Genomic DNA, 21,543 nt, shown 5'->3' with positions numbered 1-21,543 from the left:
CGGCCCGACACGCCCACGGGCGCGTGGTGCCGCCGTCGTGGCCCGCGGAACTGATCCACTACCGCCGCCGGCGGGTGGACCAGGGGGTGGAGCGTGGTGCGAGCGGCCGTCCTCGCGGGCGTCCTGCTGCTCGCGCTCGCCACCCCGGCCCTCGCGCAGACCCCGCCGCCGCCCGGGGACCCGGGCGGCCCCGCGGCCGAGGTGGGGCGGCTGGTCGGACAGCTGTCCACCCTGCAGACCCGGCTCGACGACCTCGCCGACACCGCCGGGCACCGCCGCGAGCTCGCGAACCGGGCCGTCGCCGACGAGACCGCCGCGCAGGCGCGGGTGACGCGGGCCCGGGCCGAGGCCACCGCCGCGCGGGGGGAGGCCGACCGCGTCGCCGGGGAGGCCGAGGCCGCCCGGGCCCAGGTCGACGCCTGGGTGGCCGCCCAGTTCCAGCAGGCCGACGCCTCCAGCATCGCGGCCGCCCTCGCGGGCACGAACGGCCCGAACGACGTGGCCGAGCGGCTGCAGCTGCAGGGCCTCGTGTCCGCCGAGCAGACGGCCGCGCTCGACGGGTACGAGCAGAAGCGGGTCGACGCCGCCAACGCCGACTCCCGGGCCCGGAAGGCCGCGGCCGACGCCCAGGCCGCCGCCGACACCGCCCGCGACGCCGCCGACGCCGCCCGCGACCAGCTCGCCGCCGCCCGGTCGGCGGTCGCGGCCCAGCAGCAGCGGATCGCGACGGTCACCGCCCAGCGGACGGCCGCCCAGGCCCGGCTCGCCACCCTCGAGGCCTCCGACGCCGCCCTCGCCGCGCAGCGCCGACGCGCCGAGGCCGCGCAGGCCGCCCGGGACCGGGCGCAGAGCGCGAGCGACGCCGCCGCCCGTGCGGCCGCGCAGCAGCGCCTCGCGACCGCGGCGCCGAAGCCGGCCGCGACGACGCCGGACCCGGACCCGCCGTCGGGAACCGGGACCCCGACCCCCGCACCGGGCGCACCCGCGGACCCGGTGGAGATCGTCATCGACCGGGCGCTCTCCGAGCTCGGGACGACGTACGCGTGGGGCGGCGGGGACGCCGACGGACCCACCCGGGGGATCCGCGACGGCGGGGTCGCGGACGCCTTCGGCGACTTCGACAAGGTCGGCTTCGACTGCTCGGGGCTGATGATCTACGCGTTCGCCGGGGTGGGGAAGCAGCTGCCGCACTACTCCGGCTACCAGGCCGACGCCGGGCCGAAGGTCCCGCTCGCGGAGCGCCGACCCGGCGACATGCTGTTCTGGGCCGACGGCGACGGCATCCACCACGTCGCGCTCTACCTCGGCGACGACAGGATGGTCGAGGCGCCGCAGTCGGGGAAGGTCGTGCGGGTGACCGCCGTCCGGTTCGACGACGAGATCCTGCCGACCGTGACCCGTCTGCTGTAGCGGCCCGCCACCTCACCGCACGTTGTCGGTGGGGGTGGGTACCGTCACGCCCGATGTCGGACAAGGGAGAGCCAGTGTCGTCTGCCGGAGGGCCCGCGACGCCCGCGCACGACGCCGAGCAGCTCGAGCGCACGGTCGTCGAGGTCAAGCGGGTCATCGTCGGCCAGGAGCGCCTGGTCGAGCGGATGCTGGTCGGCCTGCTCGCGCGGGGCCACCTGCTGCTCGAGGGCGTGCCCGGCGTCGCGAAGACGCTCGCGGTGGAGACGTTCGCGACGGTCGTCGGCGGCACGTTCGCGCGCATCCAGTTCACGCCCGACCTCGTGCCCTCCGACATCCTCGGCACGCGCATCTACCGCCAGGGCCGGGAGGCCTTCGACGTCGAGCTCGGGCCCGTGGTGTCGAACTTCGTCCTCGCCGACGAGATCAACCGGGCGCCCGCCAAGGTGCAGTCGGCGATGCTCGAGGTGATGGCCGAGCGCAAGGTCTCGATCGGCGGCGTCAGCCACCCGATGCCCGACCCGTTCCTCGTCCTCGCCACGCAGAACCCGATCGAGAACGAGGGCGTCTACCCGCTGCCCGAGGCGCAGCGCGACCGGTTCCTGTTCAAGATCCTCGTCGAGTACCCCACCGCCGAGGAGGAGCGCGAGATCGTCTACCGGATGGGCGTGCGCGCGCCGCAGCCGCACACGGTGCTCGACCCGGCGGAGCTGCGCCGCCTGCAGGACGTCGCCTCGCAGGTGTTCGTGCACCACGCCCTGGTCGACTACGTGGTGCGCCTCGTGGTGGCCACCCGCTCGCCCGCGGAGCACGGGATGTCCGACGTCGCCGGGTGGGTGGCCTACGGCGCCTCACCGCGTGCCTCGCTCGGCATCATCTCCGCCTCGCGCGCGCTCGCCCTGGTCCGCGGCCGGGACTACGTGCTGCCGCAGGACGTCGTGGACATCGCGCCCGACGTGCTGCGCCACCGCCTCGTGCTGTCCTACGACGCCCTGGCCGACGGCGTCCCGGTCGACCACGTGGTCACCCGGCTGCTGCAGACGGTGCCGCTCCCGCAGGTCAGCGCCCGACCGGTCGCGGTCACCGGTCCGGCCGCGCAGGCCCCGCAGCACGGCGCGACGCCCCAGGCGGCGGCCGGCTCGTGAGTCCGGAGCAGCCCCCGGCGCAGGACCCGGCGTCGGCGGGGCCCTCGTGGTGGCCGCGTCTGCTCGGGCGGCTCGGGGTGGCGCCGGAGGAGTCAGCGGCACCGTCGTCGGCCCCGTCCGAGCCGTCGTCGGCCCCGTCCGAACCGTCCTCGGGCGGGTCGGCCCGGCGCGAGGGCGCGGGCGCCGAGCCGCACCCGCCGTCGCTGGCCCCGGACGGCGCCCACCTGCAGGCGGCCCTGCGCACGCTCGAGCTGACCGTGCGGCGGCGTCTGGACGGGCTGCTGCAGGGCAACCACCTCGGGCTCGTGCCGGGGCCCGGGTCGGAGGCCGGCGACGCGCGGGTCTACCAGCCCGGGGACGACGTGCGGCGCATGGACTGGTCGGTCACGGCCCGCACCTCCGAGGCCCACATCCGCGAGACGATCGCCGACCGCGAGCTCGAGACGTGGCTCGTCGTCGACCTCTCGCCCAGCCTCGACTTCGGCACCGGCGGATGCGAGAAGCGCGACCTCGCGGTCGCCGCCTGCGCCGCGGTGGTGCACCTGACCCAGGGCGGCGGCAACCGGATCGGCGCGATCGTCGCGAACGGGACCGGCCTCGTGCGCCTCCCGGCGAGGGGCGGGTCGGCGCACGCCCACGGGTTGATGCGCCGTATCGCCGGCACGCCGCGGGCGCCGGAGGGCACCCGCGGTGACCTCGTCGGCGCTCTGGAAGCGCTGCGGAACCCGCCCCGCCGGCGGGGTCTCGTCGTGGTGGTGTCCGACTTCCTCGGCGACGCCGACTGGAGCCGCGCGCTGCGGGCCCTCGGGGTGCGCCACGACGTGCTCGCCGTCGAGGTGGGGGACCTGCGCGACGAGGAGCTGCCCGATGTGGGGACGGTCGTGCTGGCCGACCCCGAGTCCGGGCACTCCCGCGAGGTGACCACCACGCCCACCCTGCGACGGCGCTTCGCCGCCGAGGCGGCCGCGCACCGCGACCGGGTGGCGACCGCGATCCGCGCTGCCGGGGCGGGACACCTCCGGCTGCGCACGGACCGGGACTGGATCGCCGACGTCGTCCGCTTCGTGGTCGCCCGGAAACGGGGCTGGTCGGGGCAGGGCACGGCCCTGGGCGGGAGGAGAGGCTGATGTTCTCGCACCCGTGGTGGCTGCTGGCCCTGCTGATCGTCGCCGTCCTCACCGCCGCCTACGTCTGGAACGAGCGCCGGCGGCGCCGCAACACCATGCGGTTCACCAACCTCGGCGTGCTCGAGAAGATCGCGCCGAAGCGGCCCGGGCGGCTGCGGCACGCGCCCGTCGCGCTCGTGCTCGTGGCGCTGACCTGTCTCGTGATCGCCCTCGCCGGGCCGCTGGCCACCGAGCAGGTCCCGCGCAACCGGGCGACCGTGATGCTCGCGATCGACGTGTCGCTGTCGATGCGGGCCACCGACGTCTCCCCGAGCCGGCTGCAGACCGCCCAGCAGGCCGCGACCGAGTTCGTCGACCAGCTGCCGCCGGGCATCAACCTCGGGCTGGTGTCCTTCGCGGGCACCGCGACGGTGCTGGTGTCGCCGACCCGCGACCGCGAGACCGTGAAGCGCGGCATCGCGACGCTGCAGCTCGCGGAGTCCACCGCGACGGGCGAGGCGATCCAGGCGTCGTTGGCCTCGATCCGGTCCGTGGCGACCCAGATCCAGGGCCCCGAGGAGCCGCCGCCGGGCCGGGTCATCCTGCTCTCGGACGGCAAGCAGACGATCCCGTCGGACCTCGAGGCCCCGCGCGGCGCCTTCACCGCCGCCGACCAGGCCAAGCAGCAGAACGTGCCGATCTCGGCGATCTCGTTCGGCACCGACTACGGCGAGATCGAGATCGAGGGCCGCCCGGTGCCCGTGCCGGTGGCCGACTCCGACATGCAGGAGATCGCCCGCCGCTCGGGCGGCGACTTCTCCAAGGCGGCGACGCAGCAGGACCTGCGCGCCACCTACGACACCCTGCGCGAGCAGATCGGCTACGAGCCCCAGGAGGTCGACACCGGCGGGGACTGGCTGCTCGCGGGCGCGATCCTCGTCGTGATCGGGCTCGGGACGGCGTTCGCGCTGGGTGCCCGGTTGCCCTGACTCACAGCGGTCGCCCCTACCGGGGGGTAGCCGATAGCGTTCCCGCGGCCGTCGCCGATGACCGTGGGAGGACATGCGTGAGCCGGGTCGTGCTCGTGACCGGAGGCAACCGGGGCATCGGCCTCGCGATCGCGAAGGAGCTCGCCGCGCGGGGTGACACCGTCGTGGTCACCCACCGCAGCGGGGAGCCGCCGGAGGGCCTGCACGGCGTGATCTGCGACGTCACCGACTCCGCGGCCGTCGACGCCGCGTTCTCGCAGGTCGAGTCCGAGCACGGTCCGGTCGAGGTGGTCGTCGCGAACGCCGGCATCACGCAGGACGGGCTGTTGATGCGGATGCCGGAGGACGCGTTCACGGGCGTGCTCGACGCCAACCTGACGGGCGCCTGGCGGGTCACGCAGCGGGCGACGCGCGGGATGATGAAGGCACGCTCCGGCCGGCTGATCTACATCTCCAGCGTCGTCGGCCTGACCGGCGCACCGGGCCAGGTCAACTACGCGGCGTCCAAGGCCGGGCTGGTCGGCATGGCGCGCTCGGTCGCCCGGGAGCTCGGCGGGCGCGGGATCACCGCCAACGTCGTCGCGCCCGGCTACGTCGACACCGACATGACCGCCGACCTCACCGACAAGCGGCGCGAGGAGATGATGGCGGCGATCCCGCTCGGGCGGACCGCCCAGGCCGACGAGATCGCCAAGGCCGTCGCGTTCCTCGCCTCCGACGACGCCGCGTACATCACCGGCGCGGTCCTCCCGGTCGACGGTGGCGTCGGCATGGGCCACTAGAGATGCCTTCGGCATGGGAGCACTGTCCGTCGCCCTGGCCACGGAACGTGCTCGCATGGCTGCAGGCCACCCCACCGGACAAGGAGATTTCGTGGGACTGCTCGACGGCAAGCGCATCCTGATCACCGGGATCATCACCGACGCGTCGATCGCGTTCCACGTCGCGAAGGCGGCGCAGGAGGCGGGTGCGACCGTCATCGTCACCGCTTTCGGCCGGGTGTCGCTGGTCAAGCGGATCGCGCAGCGCCTGCCCGAGCCCGCGCCGGTGATCGAGCTCGACGTCCAGAACCAGGAGCACCTCGACGGGCTGGCCGACGCGGTGCGCGAGCACGTCGACGGCCTCGACGGCGTGCTCCACTCGATCGGCTTCGCCCCGGCCTCGGCGCTGGGGGAGGGGGCGTTCCTCAACGCGCCGTGGTCGGACGTCGCGACCGCCATCGAGGTCTCGGCGTACTCGCTCAAGTCGCTGGCCGTGGCCTGCAAGCCGCTGATGGGGCCCGGGTCGAGCATCGTCGGGATGGACTTCGACAACCGCGTCGCCTGGCCGGCCTACGACTGGATGGGCGTCGCGAAGTCCGCCCTCGAGTCGACCACCCGCTACCTCGCGCGCGACCTCGGCCCCGACGGCATCCGCGTCAACCTCGTCGCCGCCGGTCCGCTCAAGACGATGGCCGCCAAGTCGATCCCCGGCTTCGCCTCGTTCGAGCAGGCCTGGACCGACCGCGCACCCCTGGGCTGGGACCTCTCCGACCCGACGCCGGTGGCGAAGACCGCCTGCGCGCTGCTCTCGGACTGGATGCCCACCACCACCGGCGAGATGGTCCACGCCGACGGCGGGTTCCACGCGGTCGGGGTCTGATCCTTCCCGACGGCGGGCCGGGACCGGTTCGTCCGTCGCCACCGGTCGCGAGTGGTACGTGACGCAGGTCTCGAGGGCCTTCGGCCTGCGTGGCGTACCACTGGGCGGCCGGGTCCGGGCGAGGAGGACGGAAGCCGCCTGTTCATCCGAGTCGTCCCGACTCGCTTGTGCGTCCCCGGTCCCGCGCCCCACGTGCCGAGCACGAGAGATGCGCCGAGTCCATCGGACATGGTCGAGCCGCGAGCCTTCCCACTGCCGGGGCGCGTGATCACGTCGGCGGGACGGTGGTGGCTGCCGGACGTGAGACACAGCAGCCATGGCCGTCCCACCGACGCGATCACGCCTCGGCGGGCACGTCGAACGGCCACACCCCGTCCGGCCACGCGTCGCCGACGAGCAGCAGCCGCCCGCCGGCGTAGAGACAGACCAGCGCGACTGTGATCCAGAACAGTTTCCAAACCGTTCGGGGGATCAGCGTTCCACGCATCATGAAGTAGGCGTCCGATGTGCCCTTGAGTTCCATCCGGAACGCGGACCGGACACCGCCGATAAGAAGCACCCACACTGCGCCTGCTGCGACGGTGAGCTGCAGTATCTCCGACCCGCGCCAGAGAACGAGGGCCACGCCGACCGCGAACAGCGACGTCATGAGAATGGCCAGACCGCCCCGCGCGTACAGGAACGAGAGGACGAGCAGCAGAAGCGTGATGGCCAGACCGCCCCAGGCATTCCCACTCGCGACGACGGCAGCCAGTCCGAGGCCGACGAGCGGCGGACTTAGGTATCCGGCGATGCTGACGATGAGGTCGCCAACGCCCCAGGAGCCGTCATCGACGATCGTTCCGGCGTTGTTGCCGTCTTTCATGCTCCACGACGAGAACCCGCGGAAGGTCAGAACTGCCATCACCATGTGTCCACCCTCGTGGACGATGGTGACGAAGGAACCGGCCCACTGCTGTGCGAACACCACCAGCAACAGCGCGATGAAGCCGGCGCCGTAGACCACCGGTTCGCCCACGATCGACACGTCGATGAGTTCGTCCACCACGCCCCCCGGCGACCCGTCCGGCGATCCCCCTCGCCGTGAGTAGTCAGAAGATAGATCGACTCACCCGTTCGTGGAGATAGGCCGAACGGGCGGGTGTGGGTCACAGGTGGCAGGAGCCGCGAGACGGGGAACGATGGGACTGTGAGCACCACCCCGTACGACGCCGTCCTCGTCCTGTCCTTCGGTGGCCCCGAGGCCCCTGACGAGGTCCGGCCGTTCCTGGAGAACGTCACCCGTGGGCGCGGAGTCCCCCCCGAACGCCTGGACGCGGTCGAGGAGCACTACCAGCACTTCGGCGGCGTCAGCCCGATCAATGCGCTCAACCGCGAGCTGGTGGCGGCCCTGCGCCGGGAGCTCGCGGCGTCGGGGCTCGACCTGCCGGTCTACTTCGGCAACCGCAACTGGCACCCGTTCGCCGAGGACACGGTCACCGAGATGGCCCGGGACGGCATCACGAACGCCCTCGTGTTCGCGACCAGCGCGTACGGCGGCTACTCGGCCTGCCGGCAGTACCACGAGGACATCGCCCGGGCCCGCGAGGCTGCGACCGAACGGACCGGCGGCGCGCCCGACCTGACGAAGCTGCGCCACTTCTACGACCACCCGTTGTTCGTCGAGTCCGTCGCGGACGGGGTGCGGGCCGCGCGCGAGACGCTCGACGCCGGCCACGAGGCGCGGCTCGTCTTCACCGCCCACTCGATCCCGATCTCGGCCGACGAGACGGCGGGTCCGCCCGGGGAGGGCGGCCACCGCTACTCCCGGCAGATGGCCGAGGCCGCGCAGCTCGTCGCCGACGCGGTCGGGGCCGACGACCACGACCTCGTCTGGCAGTCCCGCTCCGGCCCGCCGCAGATCCCGTGGCTCGAGCCCGACATCGTCGACCACCTCGACACGCTGCACGAGAAGGGCGTGCCCGCGGTGATCGTCAGCCCGGTCGGCTTCGTCTCCGACCACCTCGAGGTGGTGTGGGACCTCGACAACGAGGCCTCCGAGCACGCCGACGAGATCGGCATGGGCTTCGCGCGCGCCGCGAGTGCCGGGTCCGATCCGCGGTTCGTGCGGATGGTCGTCGAGCTCATCTCCGAGCAGGTCGGCGACACGGCTCCGCGCGCGCTCGGCGTCGTCCCGCGCGCCGGTGTGGGGTGCAACGGCGCGCTGTGCGCCCCGGGCTGCTGCGAGCCGCCCACCCGACGCCGGCCGACCTCGTCCTGATCCGGACGCACGGGTCGTTCGTCCGGACGGGAGGAGCGCTCAGGCCGCGCTGAGCACCCGCACCGTCTCCGCCACGGCCGCCACCCGGGCCGCTCGCACGGCCGCCGCAAGCGGCCGCAGTGCGTCGGTGCGGGCCACGGCGGCGCCGGAGGTCAGGGCACCGCCCGGGTCGTCCCCGGTGGCCGCGACGAGGATCGCCTCCACCTCGTCGGCGTGCTGGAGCACGCGCAGCGGCCGCCCCGGGGTGCCGGTCGGCCACGACGCCTGCGGCCGCCCGCGCAGCCGGGCCGCGATCTCCTCGCGGACGCCGGCGCGGGGGCGGGCCACGTCCATCTCGGCCAGCGTCGACGCCGCGTCCCGCACCCCGGAGCGCAGGTCGGCCTCGGCGTCGGCCAGCGACGGGTGGGCCTGGGGCGGTACCTCGGCGACCTCGAACACCGTCCAGCGCAGCACCCCGTCGGCGACGACGGACGGCACGACCGCCACGCCCGCCCCGGCGAACACCGCGCACTCGCCGACCTCGAGCGCCGCGGTCCGCAGACCGTCCGGTCCCGGCAGACCGCGCACGTCCCCCGGCGCGGGCAGCACCACCCGGGCGTCGAGCCCGAGGGGCCCGACCCGCTGCCGGAGCAGCACGAGCAGCGCCCCGAGACCGACGCCGGCGTGGTCGGGCGTCGGCAGGTCGGTCGCGACGGCGACGCCGACTTCGGCCGCCACCACGTCGTGCGCCTCCGACCACGGGGTCAGGGCGTCGAGGACGTCGTCGGCGGCCACGGCGCCGGCGATCCACGCCGCGCTCCAGACCGCCAGGGACGCGCTCGCAGCAGGCATGCCGACCAGGGTAAGCACGCGTGTCGGTCGCCGGGTGACGACGTCCGAGCACCTACCGTCACTGCCCGTGGCGAGGACCCAGGGGCGAGGCATGAACGGCTCCGGCGGCGATGCGGGCTTCCGGACGACGGGTGGTGCCGGTCGGGCCCCGATGGGGGCGCGGGCGGGTGGCCCGTCGTCGGGAGCGGGGCGCAGCGGTGGGCTGCCCGGGATGGTGAGCCACCGGCCGAAGGTCGAGATCCTCACCGTCGAGGCCGAGCCCGGGCTCGTCGTCGAGGACGCGACCGGCAGCTTCTGCGGCGCCGTGATCCGCGCCGACGTCCGTGAGGTCGTCCTCGAGGACCGCGAGGGTCGGCGCCGGCTCTTCCCGATGAAGCCCGCGTCGTTCCTCTACGAGGGCCGGCTGGCCACGCTGACGCCGCCGCGGCCCCGGCAGTCGCCGGAGCAGCAGCGCTCGGCGTCGGGATCGGTCCGCGGCGACGACCGCCGTGCGAAGGTGGCCCTGCCGCACCGCATCTGGGTCGAGGGTCTGCACGACGCCGCGATCGTCGAGCGGGTCTGGGGGCACGACCTGCGCGTCGAGGGGGTGGTGGTCGAGCCGCTGCACGGTGCCGACGTGCTCGTCGAGGCCGCGCGGGAGTTCGCGCCGGGCCCGGAGCGCAAGCTCGGCGTCCTGGTCGACCACCTCGTGACCGGCTCGAAGGAGTCGCGGATCGCCGCGGGCCTGCGCCGCGACCTCGGGCCCGCCGCGCAGTACGTCCAGGTGCTGGGCCACCCCTACATCGACATCTGGGAGGCCGTTAAGCCCTCCGTCGTCGGCATCCGGGAGTGGCCGACGATCCCGCGCGGCATCGAGTGGAAGAAGGGCGTCTGCGACGTCCTCGGCTGGGGCGACGAGCGCGACGGGGCCCGCCGGGTGCTGGGCGCGGTGTCGGACTGGAACGACCTGCAGACCCCGTTGATCACCGCGATGGAACAGCTGATCGACTTCGTCACCACGTGAGGAAGATCCAGGGCACACTGGAGCTGTGATCCCGCTCATCTGGGCGATCGCGGGAGTGTTGCTCGTCGTCGCCGAAGTGCTGTCCGGCGAGCTCGTGCTGGTCATGCTCGGCGCCGCCGCCCTGGGGGCGGCCGGCGCCTCGGCGCTCGGGGTGCCCCTCGGCCCGGACGTCGCGGTGTTCGCGGTGCTCGCGGGCCTGCTGGTGCTGCTCGTCCGCCCGCAGGTCAACCGCCGCCTCCGCGTGCACGACCCGGTGAACACCGGCACCCGGGCGCTGCTCGGGGCCGAGGGCGAGGTGGTCGAGCCGATCACCGCCGACGCCGGGACCGTCCGCCTGCGCGGTGCGCTCTGGTCCGCCCGCGCCCTGCACGACGACGAGCTCGCGGCCGGGACCGCGGTCGTCGTCGTCGAGATCTCCGGGGCGACGGCCGTCGTCGCCCCGCACGGAAGGAGCTAGGGATGGGAACCGTCCTGCTCGTGTTCCTGGTGCTCGTGGTGATCCTCGTGATCACCACGGTCGCCAAGAGCGTGACCGTCGTCCGCCAGGCCGAGGCCGCCGTCATCGAGCGCCTCGGCCGCTACCAGCGCACCGCCGAACCGGGCCTGACGTTCCTGGTGCCGTTCATCGACCGCATCCGCGAGCGCGTGGCCCTGTGGGAGCAGGTCGTCTCGTTCCCGCCGCAGCCGGTGATCACCCGCGACAACCTGACGGTCTCGATCGACACCGTCGTCTACTACCAGGTCACCGAGCCCCGCAACGCGGTCTACGAGATCAGCGACTACATCAACGGCGTCCAGCAGCTGACCACGACGACCCTGCGCGACGTGGTCGGCGGGATGAGCCTGGAGGAGGCCCTGACCTCCCGGGAGACGATCAACACCGGGTTGCGCCGGGCCCTGGACGACGCCACCGGCCCGTGGGGGCTGCGGGTGGTCCGCGTGGAGCTCAAGGCGATCGACCCGCCGCCGTCGATCCAGGACTCCATGGAGAAGCAGATGCGCGCCGACCGGGAGAAGCGCGCGATGATCCTCACCGCCGAGGGGCACCGCGAGGCGTCCGTGACCGAGGCGCAGGGCAACAAGCAGGCCGCGATCCTCAACGCCGAGGGCGCCAAGCAGTCCGCGATCCTGGAGGCGGAGGCCGACCGGCAGTCGCGGATGCTGCGCGCCCAGGGTGAGCGGGCCGCGCGGTTCTACCAGGCGCAGGGCCAGGCGAAGGCGATCGAGAAGGTCTTCGCGGCGATCAAGGCCGGGAAGCCGACGCCGGAGCTGCTGGCCTACCAGTACCTGCAGACGCTGCCGCAGATGGCGCAGGGCGACGCGAACAAGATGTGGGTGGTGCCGAGCGACTTCGGCAAGGCCCTCGAGGGCTTCACCCGCATGCTCGGCGCCCCGGGCGAGGACGGCGTGTTCCGCTTCCAGCCCTCGCCGGTCGACGAGGAGACGGCCGCGAAGCGCGCGGGCGACCACGACGAGGACGTCGCCGACTGGTTCGACACCCGCACCGACCCGGAGATCGCCGCCGCCGTCGCGAAGGCCGAGGCCATCGCCACCCAGGGCGCGACCGGGGACGCCGCGTCGAACGGGGGTGCCACTAGGTAGTCCTCCCCATCCCCTTCCCGACGACGGGTCGGGAGACTCCTGCGCGTGCGCTCGGCTGCGGTGGTCGTGGGGGTCGGACTGCTCCTCGTGGGGACGGTGCTCGACCGGACGGGCTGGTGGGGCTGGGCGCGGGAGATCACCGACGCGGCCCTGCCGGTGGTCGGCCTGCTCGTGCTCGCCGCCGCCGGCCTGGTCGCCACCGCCGGGCAGCCGTGGGCACGGCGGACCGGGGCGGTCGTCGCGGTCGTCTCCGGCACCGTCGTCGCGGTGCTGCTCGTGCGGGCCGTGGTCGACGGGCTGCCCGGCCCGGCGGCCGGGGTCCTGCTGGTCGGGGTCGCGGCGGTCGTCGGGGGAGCGGTGGCGCGGACCGGTCGGGTGCCCCGTCGTCGGCGCCCTCTGGGCAGTGCCGCCGTCGTCGTGGTCGTCGTGGCCGCCGCGGTCGGCGCCGGGTCCGTGGTCGACCTGCCGCGGGGCAGCACCACCGACGTGCCCGTCACCGACGCGGCAGTGGTCACGCGGGCGGGCACCGTGCGCTGGTCGTGGTCGGCGGGCGGGCCGGTGGCCGACGTCGTGCCCGTCCGGGGCGGGGTCGCCGTGCTCACCGGGTCCGGGGGCCCGCGGACCGACCGGCCGTACGAGCCGGACGACGACGGTGCGGGCCCGGCCGACGAGGTCGTCGCCCTCGACGGCACCACCGGGACGCCGCGGTGGACGTTCGGGCAGGGGCGGCAGCGCGTGGACGCGCTGGTCCCGGCGCCGGGCGGAGCGGTCCTGGCCGTCACCACCGTGCTGCCCGACGGCGGGGCGCTGGTCACGGCGCTGGACGCGGCCTCGGGGGCGACCCGGTTCACCGTCGTCACCCCGACCCGGCGCGCCGTCCTGCACCTCACCGACCGCGTCCTCACCGTGCTCGAGGAGCTGCCCGCCCCGACGTCCTCCCCGACGTCCTCCCGCCCGGAGACTACGTACCGGCTGGTCGCGCACCGGCTCGAGGACGGTGCGCAGGCGTGGACCTGGAGCCCGCCGCCCGGCTGCACGCTGCCGGAGCAGTGGTCCCCGACGCTCGGGCCACCCGGCCGCTGGACGCTCGCGACCCGGGACATCGCGGTGACGCCCGTCGACTGCGGCCCCGACCGCGTGCTCACCGGGCTCGGGGACCGGGACGGCACCACCCGCTGGAGCGTCCCCGGCGGTCCGCTCGTCACGCCCGACGGCGAGGTCGTCGGCGCGGAGCCGCAGGTCACGGGGCTGCCGGATGGGTCGGGGGTGCTGATCGGGGGCGCGCCGGCCCGGGTGGTCGACGCCGCGACCGGCGCGAGCCGACCCGTGCCCGGGCTCGGCGAGTTCGACCTCGGCGCAGTCCGGCCCGGCCCGGTGCGGGTGATCGCCCTGACCGACGGCGAGCCGAGCGGCACGATCGACCCCCGCACCGGCGTGATCGCGCCGCTGCCGTCCGAGGCGCCGGGGGAGTGCTCGACCCGGGACGGGGCGCTGGCCGTCACCGACACGGCGACGCTGCGGTTCTGCGGCATCGGGCCGGCGTTCGGGCTGCGGGTCGACGCGGGGCCGGTCCTGCCGGTCGACCTCGGCCCGCCCGCGCTCGACGACGAGGGCTCCCGGCGGGAGGGGCTGCTCTACCGGCGCTCCCCGTACGTCCTGGTCCCGGCGCCCGGGGCGCTCGTGCTCACCACGACCCGGACCGACCCCGCGACCGTGGTCGGCGTCGCGTGACCCGGGCCCTGCTCGTCGTCGGTCTGGTGGCCGCGCTCGTCGGGACGGCGACCGTCGTCGCGCCCCGGGAGGAGCCGGACCTGCCGTCGTCGCTCGCCGTCGTCACCGCGGCGGTGCTCGCGGCCGCCGTCGCCCTCGCGTGGACCGGGGGGCGCGGCCGGGCGGCGGCCGTGGTCGCCGCATCGGGTGTGCTCGCGGCGGTGGGGACCGGTGTCGCCGCGGTGGCCTCGGGATGGCCGGGGCCGGGACCGGTGGTGCTCGTCGCCGGGACCCTGCTCGTGCTCGTCGCGCCGGCCCTGCGCCGGATGCGTGCCCGCGTCGCCGCCGTCGTCGCCGCCGTGCTCGTGCTGGGCGCCGCAGGCGCGGCCGCGGTGGCCGCACCCGTCCTCGGGACCCTGCCGCTGTCCGCGCCCGAGGTGCCGGCGGCCCTCGACCCGGCGGGCGCGCGGTGGCGCCTGCCGCTCGGCGAGGTGCGGGCGGCCGTCGTCGCCGGACCGGGCCTCGTGCTCGCGACCGCGCCCGACGGCCGCTCCGCCACCGCGCTCGTCGGCGTGGACACCGCCACCGGCCGCGTCGTCTGGGGGCACGCCCGGACGAACGCCGCCGCGGACCAGGTGGTCGCGGCACCCGACGGGCGCACCGTGGCGCTGCTGGCGCGGTTGCGCGACGGCGGCCGCCCCGACGACGACCGGGTGCTCACGGTGCTCGACGCCGTGTCGGGCCGGCCGGCGTGGTCGGCCCTGGTCCGCGGCAGGACGCTCCGCGTCGCCGACGGGGTCGTCGCGGTGACGGCGCCCGACGGCCACCTCGAGGCGCGCGCCCTCGAGACCGGGGAACCCGTGTGGCGGGCCGGCCCCGCCCCGCGCTGCGCCTTCGCACCGGTCGGGGCGGCCGGGACCGTCGGGGTCCTGCCGGTCGTCCAGGACTGCCCCGGGCCGCTCGGCGGGCCACGGCGGGTCCGGGCCCTCGTCGGGCTGGCGGCGGACTCCGGGCGCCCGGTGTGGGTCGGACCGTCGACGCCGCAGTCGGACGACGGGGTGGACGGACTCCGGGCGCTGCCCGTCACGGCGGGCGGACGGTTCGTCGCGTCCGACACCGGCGCCACGCTCCTCGACGTGCGCGAGGGCAGGCCGGTGACGGCGGCCGGACCGGGGGAGGTGCTGCGGGAGGACGGCGTCGGCATCGTCGTCGTCCGGTCCACCCCCGGCGGGTCGGTGCGGGTCGCGGTGGTCGACCCCACCACGGGCACCGTCGTCCCGGCGCCGCCCTGCCCGACGCCCCGCAGCGCCTCGCCCACGCTCGTCGCGGGCCGCCCCGTCGTCCTGTGCGCCCTGCCGGAGGGTCCGTGGGAGCTCCGCGGGCCGGACGGCGCCCCGGTGCGCCGGATCGCGCCCGGCACGACGACCGACGAGCTCCTCCTGGTCGCCACCCTCGGCGGGCTCGTGGCCGTGCCGGACGCGCTGCGGGCCGGACCCGTCGTCGGGATGTAGCGGCCGACTAGCCTGGTGACCATGCTCGATCGCGCGACCGTCGACTCCCTCTTCCCGGCCGACCTGCCCGAGACCGAGGAGTGGGAGCAGCGGTACCCGCCGCGCGACGTGCCCGAGGGCGCCTTCGTCACCCGCTTCGGGCCCAGCCCCACGGGCTTCGTCCACATCGGCGGGATCTACACGGCGATGGTGTCGCGCGACCTCGCGCACTCGACCGGCGGCACCTACTTCCTGCGCATCGAGGACACCGACCAGGCCCGGGAGGTCGCGGGCGCCGACGTCCAGTTCGCGCGCGCCTTCGACGCCTTCGGGCTCCGTCCCGACGAGGGCCCGCTGTCCGGCCACGAGGACGAGGGCACCTACGGCCCGTACCGGCAGTCGCAGCGCTCGGCGATCTACCTGAGCTTCGTCCGCGAGCTCATGCGCCGCGGGCTGGCGTACCCGGACTTCGCGACGAAGGAGGAGCTCGCCGAGATCTCCGACGCGCAGAAGAAGCTGAAGCTGCCGACCGGCTACTACGGCCGCTGGGCTCCGTGGCGCGACGCGGACGAGGCCGAGGTCACCCGGCGGCTGGAGGCGGGCGACCCGTACGTCGTGCGGTTCCGGTCCGAGGGCAAGGTGGGGGAGCGGGTCGCGTTCACCGACCGGCTGCGCGGCCGGGTCGAGGCCGAGGACAACCACAACGACGTCGTCGTCCTCAAGACCTCGGCGACCGAGCCGCGGCTGCCGACCTACCACTTCGCGCACGTCGTCGACGACCACCTGATGCGGACCTCGCTGGTGGTGCGCGGCGACGAGTGGCTCTCCTCGGTGCCGACGCACCTGCAGCTGTTCACCGCGCTCGGCTTCCCGCAGGTCGAGTACGCCCACCTCGCGCCGCTGATGAAGCAGGAGGGCAGCTCGCGCCGCAAGCTCTCCAAGCGCAAGGACGACGAGGCCTCGGTCGACTTCTACCTGCAGGCCGGCTACCCGACCGACGCGGTCCTGTACTACCTGCGCGGCCTCGCGAACTCGCCGCTGGCCGAGGTGCCGCTCGCCGAGGCCCTGGCCACGCCGCTGCAGCTCGACCGGTTCCAGGCCGCCGGGCCGCTCGTGGACATGGTCAAGCTCGCCGACATCTGCGCCGACCACATCGCGACGCTGCCCGCCGGGGACGTCCTCGCGGGCGTGCGCGGGTGGGCGCAGGAGTACGACTCGGCGCTCGTCGAGGTGCTCGAGGAGAACGAGAAACTGGCGCTCGCGGCGGTCGACGTCGAGCGCGTCGGGGTCGACAACCCCCGCAAGGACCTCTCCTGCTGGTCGGGGTTCCGGGACGCCTACGGGTTCTTCTTCCCCCAGCTGTTCACCGACGTCACCGACCCCGCGGACGAGCGCTTCAACGGCCTCGACGCGGGGCTCGTGGCGCGGCTGGCCGAGGACCTCGCGGCCCGCTACGTCCACGAGGGCGACCAGCCGACCTGGTTCCAGCAGATCCGCGACCTCGCCGAGCGGCACGGCTTCGCGCCGAACCCGAAGACCTACAAGAAGGACCCCGACGCCTACCCCGGCATGCTGCGCGACGCCGCGAACGTCGTGCGGGTGCTCGTCACGGGCGCGCAGCGCAGCCCGGACCTCTACGAGGTGACCCGCGTGCTCGGCGCCGACGAGGTGGTGCGCCGCATCCGCGCGGTGGCCTGAGCCCCGAATCTGCCCCAGGGTGGCCACCGTGTCCGGCTCCGACGTCCCGCTCCGCCCGCCGCGCGAGTCGCTCGACCCGCGGGTGCGGCTGTGGTGGCGGGTGCACGGGCTCGCCTGGCCGGTGCTGGTCGCCGTCGTGCTCGCGGTGCTCGGGTGGCTGATCCGTCCGCTCGGGTGGTTCCTGCCGGTGGCGGGGGCGGCGGTGGTGCTCGGGCTGGTGGTGGCGCTGGTGTTCCCGGCGTACTGGTACCGGATCCACCGCTGGGAGCTCACCGACGACGCCGTCTACACCCGCGCCGGGTTCGTCTGGCAGGAGTGGCGGGCGGCGCCGTTGTCGCGGATCCAGACGGTGGACACCACCCGCGGCCCGCTGCAGCAGGCGCTCGGGCTGGCCACCCTCGTCGTGACGACGGCGTCGGCCAAGGGCGCCGTCCGGGTCGCGGGCCTGGACCACGAGCGGGCGGCGGACATCGCCGAGCGCCTCACCCGGGCGACGCAGGCCGTCCCGGGCGACGCGACGTGAGTGCCCCGGAGACCTGGCGGCGGCTCGACGGGCGCACCGTGCTCGCCTCGGCGGTGCTCGCGCTCGGCGCCTGTCTGGCCGCCGGGGTGCCGGTGCTGCTGGGGCAGCGCGGGCGGGACACCTTCGCGTTCACGCTGGGGTTCGTGGTGACGGCGATGGTCGTGCTCGTCGTCGCGGCGACCGTCATCGAGTACGTCCGCCTGGCCCGCACCCGGTTCCGCGTCGGGCCGGACCGCGTCGAGGTGCACAGCGGCATCCTGGTGCGCTCGCGCCGGGGCCTCGCCCGGGAGCGGGTCCGCAGCGTCGAGGTGACGGCCGACCCGGTGCTGCGGGTGCTCGGGCTCGCGACGGTGCGGATCGGGACCGGGCAGAAGGCGTCGACGACCGACCGCCCGCTCGAACTGCGGGCGCTGCGCCGCCCGGACGCGGAGGGGCTGCGGCGCGACCTGCTGGAGCGACCCGTCGTCGGGACGGTTCCGGCCGACCCGGAGGCGGAGGGGACGGCGCCGCGGGACGAGACCCTCGCCGTCCTCGACCCCGGTTGGGTCCGGTTCGCGCCGCTGTCGGCGCTGACACCCGCGCTCGGCGTCGCGGCGTTCGGGGCGCTGCTGCAGGGCTCGGACTGGTTCGGGCTGCAGCGGGTGGTCATCGACGACGCGGCCCGGGTCGCGCTGGCGCTGGGCGCGGCGGTGTCGCTCGTCGTCGGGCTGGTGGTGGTCGCGGTCGTCGGGACGGTGGCCTCGCTGGCGGTGTTCGTCGAGTCGTGGTGGGGCTACCGGTTGACCCGGGAGCCGCGCACCGGGGCGCTGCACGTGCGGCGGGGCCTGCTGACCCGGCGGTCGACGACCCTCGAGGAGGACCGGCTGCGCGGGGTCGCGGTGATCGAGCCGGCCGCCGTGCGGCTGGTCGGGGCGGCCCGGGTGGACGCGGTCGCGACCGGCCTCTCCAGCGGGCAGGAACAGCGCGCCGACCCGCGGGGACTGCTCCCGGTCGCCCCGCACGCCGTGGCGGACCGCGTCGTGGCCGAGGTGCTCCGCGAGCCGGCCGCGCCGACCACGCAGGTCGCGCTGCGCGCGCACCCGCCCGCCGCCCGGACCCGCCGCGTGCGCTGGGCGACGGCGGTCTGCCTGATCCCGGCGGTGGTGCTCGCGCTGCTGTCGCTGATCGGCCGGACCGGGCTGTGGATCCCGGCGGGGGTGGTGGCGGTCGTCGGGATCGCGGCCGGGACGTGGCTGGGCCGCATGGCGTACCGGAACCTCGGGCACGGGCTCGTCGGGCGGTACGTGGTGACGCGGCACGGGGCGCCCGGGCGGCGCACGGTCGCGCTGCGGCGCGACGGCATCCTCACCTGGACGCTGACCCGCACGCCCTTCCAGCGGCGGGCGGGGCTCGTCACGCTGTGGTTCACCACCGCGGCGGGCGACGGGGCGTACGGCGTGTACGACCTCGGCGTCGAGCAGGCCGTGGCGCTCGCCGCGGAGACCCTGGGCGAGGAGTTCACGCCGTACCTGCGCGAGGCCAGGATGACCGCATGACCACGCGGGCCGTCCTGCACCTCGCCGAGCACACCCACACCTACGGCCTCTCGCTCTCGGGACTGTGCGTGCGCGGGGACCGGATGTTGCTCGCCCCCGACGAGGGCGCGGCCCTGCTCGGCCTCACGCGGCATTCCGAGGAGGACTGGGGCGACCCCGTGGAGCTGGCCCTCGCCGACCTCGTCGACCTGCCCGGCTCCGCCGACGACGAGGTGGACGTCGAGGGCATCGACGTCACCGACGAGTACGTGTGGGTCACCGGGTCGCACTCGGCCAAGCGGAAGAAGGTCAAGGCCGGGACGCCGCCGGAGAAGGTCGGGAAGCGCCTGCGCAAGATCTCGGCGGAGGAACCACGACGCCTGCTCGCCCGGCTGCCGCGCGGGGCGGACGGGTTCCCGACGGCGGGTGGGGTCCGGCTGCCCACGGACGGTCGGGGCCTGTTCGCGGCGCTCGAGGACGACGACCACCTGGGTCCGTTCCTCGGCATCCCGGGCAAGGACAACGGCTTCGACGTCGAGGGGCTCGCGGCGATCGGGGCCGACCGGGTGCTCCTCGGCCTGCGCGGCCCCGTGCTGCGGGGCTGGGCGGTGGTCCTGGAGCTGACGCTCGGCGAGGGGGACGGCGGGCTGGCCCTGCTCGGCGTGCGGAAGCACTTCCTGGATCTGCGCGGCCTCGGGGTGCGCGACCTCGTGCGCGACGGCGACGACCTGCTCGTCCTCGCGGGTCCGACGATGGTGCTCTCCCGCCCCGCGCGCGTGCTGCGGATCCGCGGGGGAGCGCACGGACTGCCGGAGGCCGTGGCGGCCGAGGGAGTCGAGACGGTGTGCGAGCTGGAGACCGGGGACGGGGAGGACCACCCGGAGGCGATCGGTGTCCTGGGGCCGGGATCGCTGCTGGTGCTGCACGACAGCCCGGCCGCCGACCGGCTCGGGGAGCACACCGTGGCCGGGGACGTGCTGCACGGGCTGGACGTGGGCCGCAGCTGAGGCCCGTCTCCGGTCAGAAGGGCGGGTCGTCGCCGGCACAGGTGGTGCTGTCGGGTCGGACGTGCAGGCGCCAGGCGGTGTCGGCGGCGGCATCGGTCACGTGGCCGTGGCGGTTCGGTCGGGGACGGCCGGGTGGTCGTGGTCGAGGGATGCTTCGAACACTGGTACGAACCCCCGACGGTCACGCCCGCGCTACAGCTCCAGCAGGCCCCGCACCACCGTGGCCGCCGCCCCGACCGCGGCGACGGCGAGCATCAGCCGCCGACCGAGGACCGGGTCCAGACGCCGCTGCACCGGGCCGCCGAGCAGCACACCCGCGGTGATGGCGACGAGGCCGGCGATCCAGGTCGTGGTCGTGAGGGCCGGGACGCCCTTCACGACCAGAGCGGTGAGGTTCACCGCGAGCAGCACCGCCTGCGCGGTCGGCACGAACACCCGCGGCTCGATGCGTTGCGAGGCGCCGTAGGCCGAGATCAGCGGCCCCCCGACCCCGGCGGTCGCGTTGACGAATCCCGCCGCCACCCCGGACCCCACCGCCCCGGCCCGCCCGCGGAGAGCGGCCCCGGCGGCCGGGACCACCGACAGCGCGACCCCGAGCAGGGCGAGCAGCCCGACGACCACGAGCAGCGGCGCCTCCGGGAGCGTCGTCGCGACGAGCGCGCCCGTCGGCACCCCGACCGCCGCGCCGAGCAGCAACAACCCGACCGCGGACCAGCGCGCGTCCCGCCAGGTCTGCACCAGCACCAGCGTGCACAGCACGCTCTGCAGCGCGTTGCCGAAGGACACCCCGTCGCGCGGCCCGAGCACGGCGACCAGGAACGGCGCGCCGACGAGGGCGAGCCCGAGCCCGGTGGTGCGCTGCAGGGTGGCGCCCGCCATCACCGGTACCCCCACGAGGAGGGCCACGACGACGGGGCTCATGGGCGCATCCTTGCACTCCGTGGTCGACACGTTGCGTGACTGGATCTGGCGCACGACCGGCGCAACAGGGCACGATACGGCCAGAAGTTGCACCCAGAGTGAGAAGAGGCGCGTCATGACCGCTCATTGGGCCCAGCCGACCACACCCGCTGTCGGGAAGGGGACGGCGGAGCGTCACCGCCCGGGTGGCCAACCCCACGCTCCGCGCCGCGGTGCGCCGCCGGGTCGGCGGTGGGCCGCCGCGCTGGGGGTCGCGGGTCTGCTGGTGCTCGGCGCGTGCGGCTCGGGCGGCGGCAGCGCGGACGTGCGGTGCTCCGCCGGTCAGTGCCGGGCCGTGGTGAGCGGGACGCCGGTCGAGGTCTCGGAGCCGTCGGGCGCGGGGTCGATGGCCCTGGTCATGGGCACGTCGACCAGCCGGCCGAAGCCGACGACGTCGAAGAGCAGCTCCTCGCGACCCACGACCCGCCCGACGACCCGCACGCCGAGCCGGGACCGCGACGACGTCGACTTCGTGGTGCGGGCGGTCGGGCCCGGCTGGGTGGAGGTCGACGACGACGGCGTGCAGCGGCTCGCGGTCGGGCAGGTGTTCGCCGAGGACGACCGGGTGGTCCGGGTCGAGTCCGCGGACGGCCGGACGGCGGTGTTCGTGTGGCCTGCGGCCGTGTGAGCACGTTCGGGGGCTCCCGCCACGGTACG

Annotated in this window: 20 protein-coding genes; 17 read left to right on the top strand and 3 right to left on the bottom strand. The window is 75.2% G+C overall.

Annotation, left to right across the window (positions count from 1 at the left end; genetic code table 11):
- Positions 1 to 96 precede the first annotated feature (96 nt).
- From LN037_RS10515 to fabI, 6 genes are all read left to right on the top strand, one after another.
- Positions 97 to 1,410 (top strand): NlpC/P60 family protein, encoded by a 1,314-nt coding sequence (locus LN037_RS10515; protein WP_230751880.1) that lies wholly within the window; start codon positions 97 to 99, stop codon positions 1,408 to 1,410.
- Between the two features lie 74 nt (positions 1,411 to 1,484).
- The gene (locus tag LN037_RS10510) at positions 1,485 to 2,552 is read left to right on the top strand and encodes an AAA family ATPase (RefSeq protein WP_372460420.1); all 1,068 of its coding nucleotides are present in this window, start codon (positions 1,485 to 1,487) and stop codon (positions 2,550 to 2,552) included.
- Between the two features lie 203 nt (positions 2,553 to 2,755).
- Positions 2,756 to 3,679, top strand: coding sequence for a DUF58 domain-containing protein (locus LN037_RS10505; protein WP_230752117.1), 924 nt, complete (start codon positions 2,756 to 2,758; stop codon positions 3,677 to 3,679).
- Complete coding sequence (locus LN037_RS10500; protein ID WP_230751878.1) at positions 3,679 to 4,647, top strand: VWA domain-containing protein; 969 nt, start codon at positions 3,679 to 3,681, stop codon at positions 4,645 to 4,647. The genes LN037_RS10505 and LN037_RS10500 overlap by 1 nt, the downstream gene beginning before the upstream one ends.
- 77 nt (positions 4,648 to 4,724) lie before the next feature.
- A complete protein-coding gene (gene fabG / locus LN037_RS10495; protein WP_230751877.1) occupies positions 4,725 to 5,429 on the top strand; it encodes a beta-ketoacyl-ACP reductase in 705 nt (234 codons plus the stop codon).
- 91 nt (positions 5,430 to 5,520) lie between these two features.
- Entirely contained in the window at positions 5,521 to 6,288 is a 768-nt protein-coding gene (gene fabI / locus LN037_RS10490) for an enoyl-ACP reductase FabI (protein ID WP_230751876.1), read from the top strand.
- 337 nt (positions 6,289 to 6,625) lie between these two features.
- Here the strand turns inward: fabI and LN037_RS10485 are convergent, their stop codons facing one another.
- Positions 6,626 to 7,333: a M50 family metallopeptidase gene (locus LN037_RS10485; RefSeq protein WP_230751875.1), complete on the bottom strand. Its 708-nt coding sequence runs from the start codon at positions 7,331 to 7,333 to the stop codon at positions 6,626 to 6,628.
- 144 nt (positions 7,334 to 7,477) lie between these two features.
- Between LN037_RS10485 and LN037_RS10480 the strand changes: the two genes are divergently transcribed.
- Positions 7,478 to 8,548, top strand: a complete 1,071-nt coding sequence (locus tag LN037_RS10480; protein WP_230751874.1) for a ferrochelatase — start codon at positions 7,478 to 7,480, stop codon at positions 8,546 to 8,548.
- Positions 8,549 to 8,587: 39 nt separating this feature from the next.
- On the opposite strand, the gene LN037_RS10475 is transcribed toward LN037_RS10480, so the two are convergent.
- Positions 8,588 to 9,379: an Rv1486c family protein gene (locus LN037_RS10475; RefSeq protein ID WP_230751873.1), complete on the bottom strand. Its 792-nt coding sequence runs from the start codon at positions 9,377 to 9,379 to the stop codon at positions 8,588 to 8,590.
- Between the two features lie 211 nt (positions 9,380 to 9,590).
- Here LN037_RS10475 and LN037_RS10470 point away from each other — a divergent pair, with 211 nt between their 5' ends.
- The 9 genes from LN037_RS10470 to LN037_RS10430 are packed head-to-tail and all read left to right on the top strand — an operon-like array spanning position 9,591 to position 19,926.
- The gene (locus LN037_RS10470) at positions 9,591 to 10,382 is read left to right on the top strand and encodes a DUF3097 family protein (protein ID WP_230752104.1); all 792 of its coding nucleotides are present in this window, start codon (positions 9,591 to 9,593) and stop codon (positions 10,380 to 10,382) included.
- A gap of 25 nt (positions 10,383 to 10,407) precedes the next feature.
- Positions 10,408 to 10,839 carry an NfeD family protein gene (locus LN037_RS10465; protein ID WP_230751872.1) on the top strand — a complete coding sequence of 144 codons (432 nt, stop codon included), beginning with the start codon at positions 10,408 to 10,410 and terminating at the stop codon, positions 10,837 to 10,839.
- A gap of 2 nt (positions 10,840 to 10,841) precedes the next feature.
- A complete protein-coding gene (locus tag LN037_RS10460) occupies positions 10,842 to 11,984 on the top strand; it encodes an SPFH domain-containing protein (protein ID WP_230751871.1) in 1,143 nt (380 codons plus the stop codon).
- Positions 11,985 to 12,029: 45 nt separating this feature from the next.
- Entirely contained in the window at positions 12,030 to 13,715 is a 1,686-nt protein-coding gene (locus LN037_RS10455) for a hypothetical protein (RefSeq protein ID WP_230751870.1), read from the top strand.
- Positions 13,712 to 15,205 carry a PQQ-binding-like beta-propeller repeat protein gene (locus LN037_RS10450; RefSeq protein WP_230751869.1) on the top strand — a complete coding sequence of 498 codons (1,494 nt, stop codon included), beginning with the start codon at positions 13,712 to 13,714 and terminating at the stop codon, positions 15,203 to 15,205. The genes LN037_RS10455 and LN037_RS10450 overlap by 4 nt, the downstream gene beginning before the upstream one ends.
- 21 nt (positions 15,206 to 15,226) lie before the next feature.
- A complete protein-coding gene (locus LN037_RS10445) occupies positions 15,227 to 16,882 on the top strand; it encodes a glutamate--tRNA ligase (protein WP_230751868.1) in 1,656 nt (551 codons plus the stop codon).
- Between the two features lie 19 nt (positions 16,883 to 16,901).
- On the top strand, positions 16,902 to 17,405 hold the full coding sequence (locus LN037_RS10440) for a PH domain-containing protein (RefSeq protein WP_372460419.1): 504 nt from the start codon (positions 16,902 to 16,904) through the stop codon (positions 17,403 to 17,405).
- Positions 17,402 to 18,940, top strand: coding sequence for a PH domain-containing protein (locus LN037_RS10435; RefSeq protein ID WP_230751866.1), 1,539 nt, complete (start codon positions 17,402 to 17,404; stop codon positions 18,938 to 18,940). The genes LN037_RS10440 and LN037_RS10435 overlap by 4 nt, the downstream gene beginning before the upstream one ends.
- Positions 18,937 to 19,926, top strand: a complete 990-nt coding sequence (locus LN037_RS10430; protein ID WP_230751865.1) for a DUF3616 domain-containing protein — start codon at positions 18,937 to 18,939, stop codon at positions 19,924 to 19,926. The genes LN037_RS10435 and LN037_RS10430 overlap by 4 nt, the downstream gene beginning before the upstream one ends.
- Before the next feature lie 192 nt (positions 19,927 to 20,118).
- Here LN037_RS10430 and LN037_RS10425 read toward each other — a convergent pair whose 3' ends face one another.
- A complete protein-coding gene (locus LN037_RS10425; protein ID WP_230751864.1) occupies positions 20,119 to 20,847 on the bottom strand; it encodes a TSUP family transporter in 729 nt (242 codons plus the stop codon).
- 115 nt (positions 20,848 to 20,962) lie between these two features.
- Between LN037_RS10425 and LN037_RS10420 the strand changes: the two genes are divergently transcribed.
- Positions 20,963 to 21,514 carry a hypothetical protein gene (locus tag LN037_RS10420; RefSeq protein WP_230751863.1) on the top strand — a complete coding sequence of 184 codons (552 nt, stop codon included), beginning with the start codon at positions 20,963 to 20,965 and terminating at the stop codon, positions 21,512 to 21,514.
- Positions 21,515 to 21,543: the final 29 nt, after the last annotated feature.

The organism is Actinomycetospora soli, assembly GCF_021026295.1.
GTDB lineage: Bacteria > Actinomycetota > Actinomycetes > Mycobacteriales > Pseudonocardiaceae > Actinomycetospora > Actinomycetospora soli.
Note: the sequence above shows the minus strand (reverse complement) of the source record. Positions and strands in the feature narration are given on the sequence as shown.

What these genes read in the sequence shown, in the direction of transcription:
- LN037_RS10500 (WP_230751878.1), top strand. Translation starts at nt 3,679, where the DNA reads ATGTTCTCGCACCCGTGGTGGCTGCTGGCCCTGCTGATCGTCGCCGTC.
- LN037_RS10475 (WP_230751873.1), bottom strand. Translation starts at nt 9,379, where the DNA reads ATGCCTGCTGCGAGCGCGTCCCTGGCGGTCTGGAGCGCGGCGTGGATC.
- LN037_RS10470 (WP_230752104.1), top strand. Translation starts at nt 9,591, where the DNA reads ATGGTGAGCCACCGGCCGAAGGTCGAGATCCTCACCGTCGAGGCCGAG.
- LN037_RS10460 (WP_230751871.1), top strand. Translation starts at nt 10,842, where the DNA reads ATGGGAACCGTCCTGCTCGTGTTCCTGGTGCTCGTGGTGATCCTCGTG.
- LN037_RS10445 (WP_230751868.1), top strand. Translation starts at nt 15,227, where the DNA reads ATGCTCGATCGCGCGACCGTCGACTCCCTCTTCCCGGCCGACCTGCCC.
- LN037_RS10430 (WP_230751865.1), top strand. Translation starts at nt 18,937, where the DNA reads ATGACCACGCGGGCCGTCCTGCACCTCGCCGAGCACACCCACACCTAC.
- LN037_RS10425 (WP_230751864.1), bottom strand. Translation starts at nt 20,847, where the DNA reads ATGAGCCCCGTCGTCGTGGCCCTCCTCGTGGGGGTACCGGTGATGGCG.
- LN037_RS10420 (WP_230751863.1), top strand. Translation starts at nt 20,963, where the DNA reads ATGACCGCTCATTGGGCCCAGCCGACCACACCCGCTGTCGGGAAGGGG.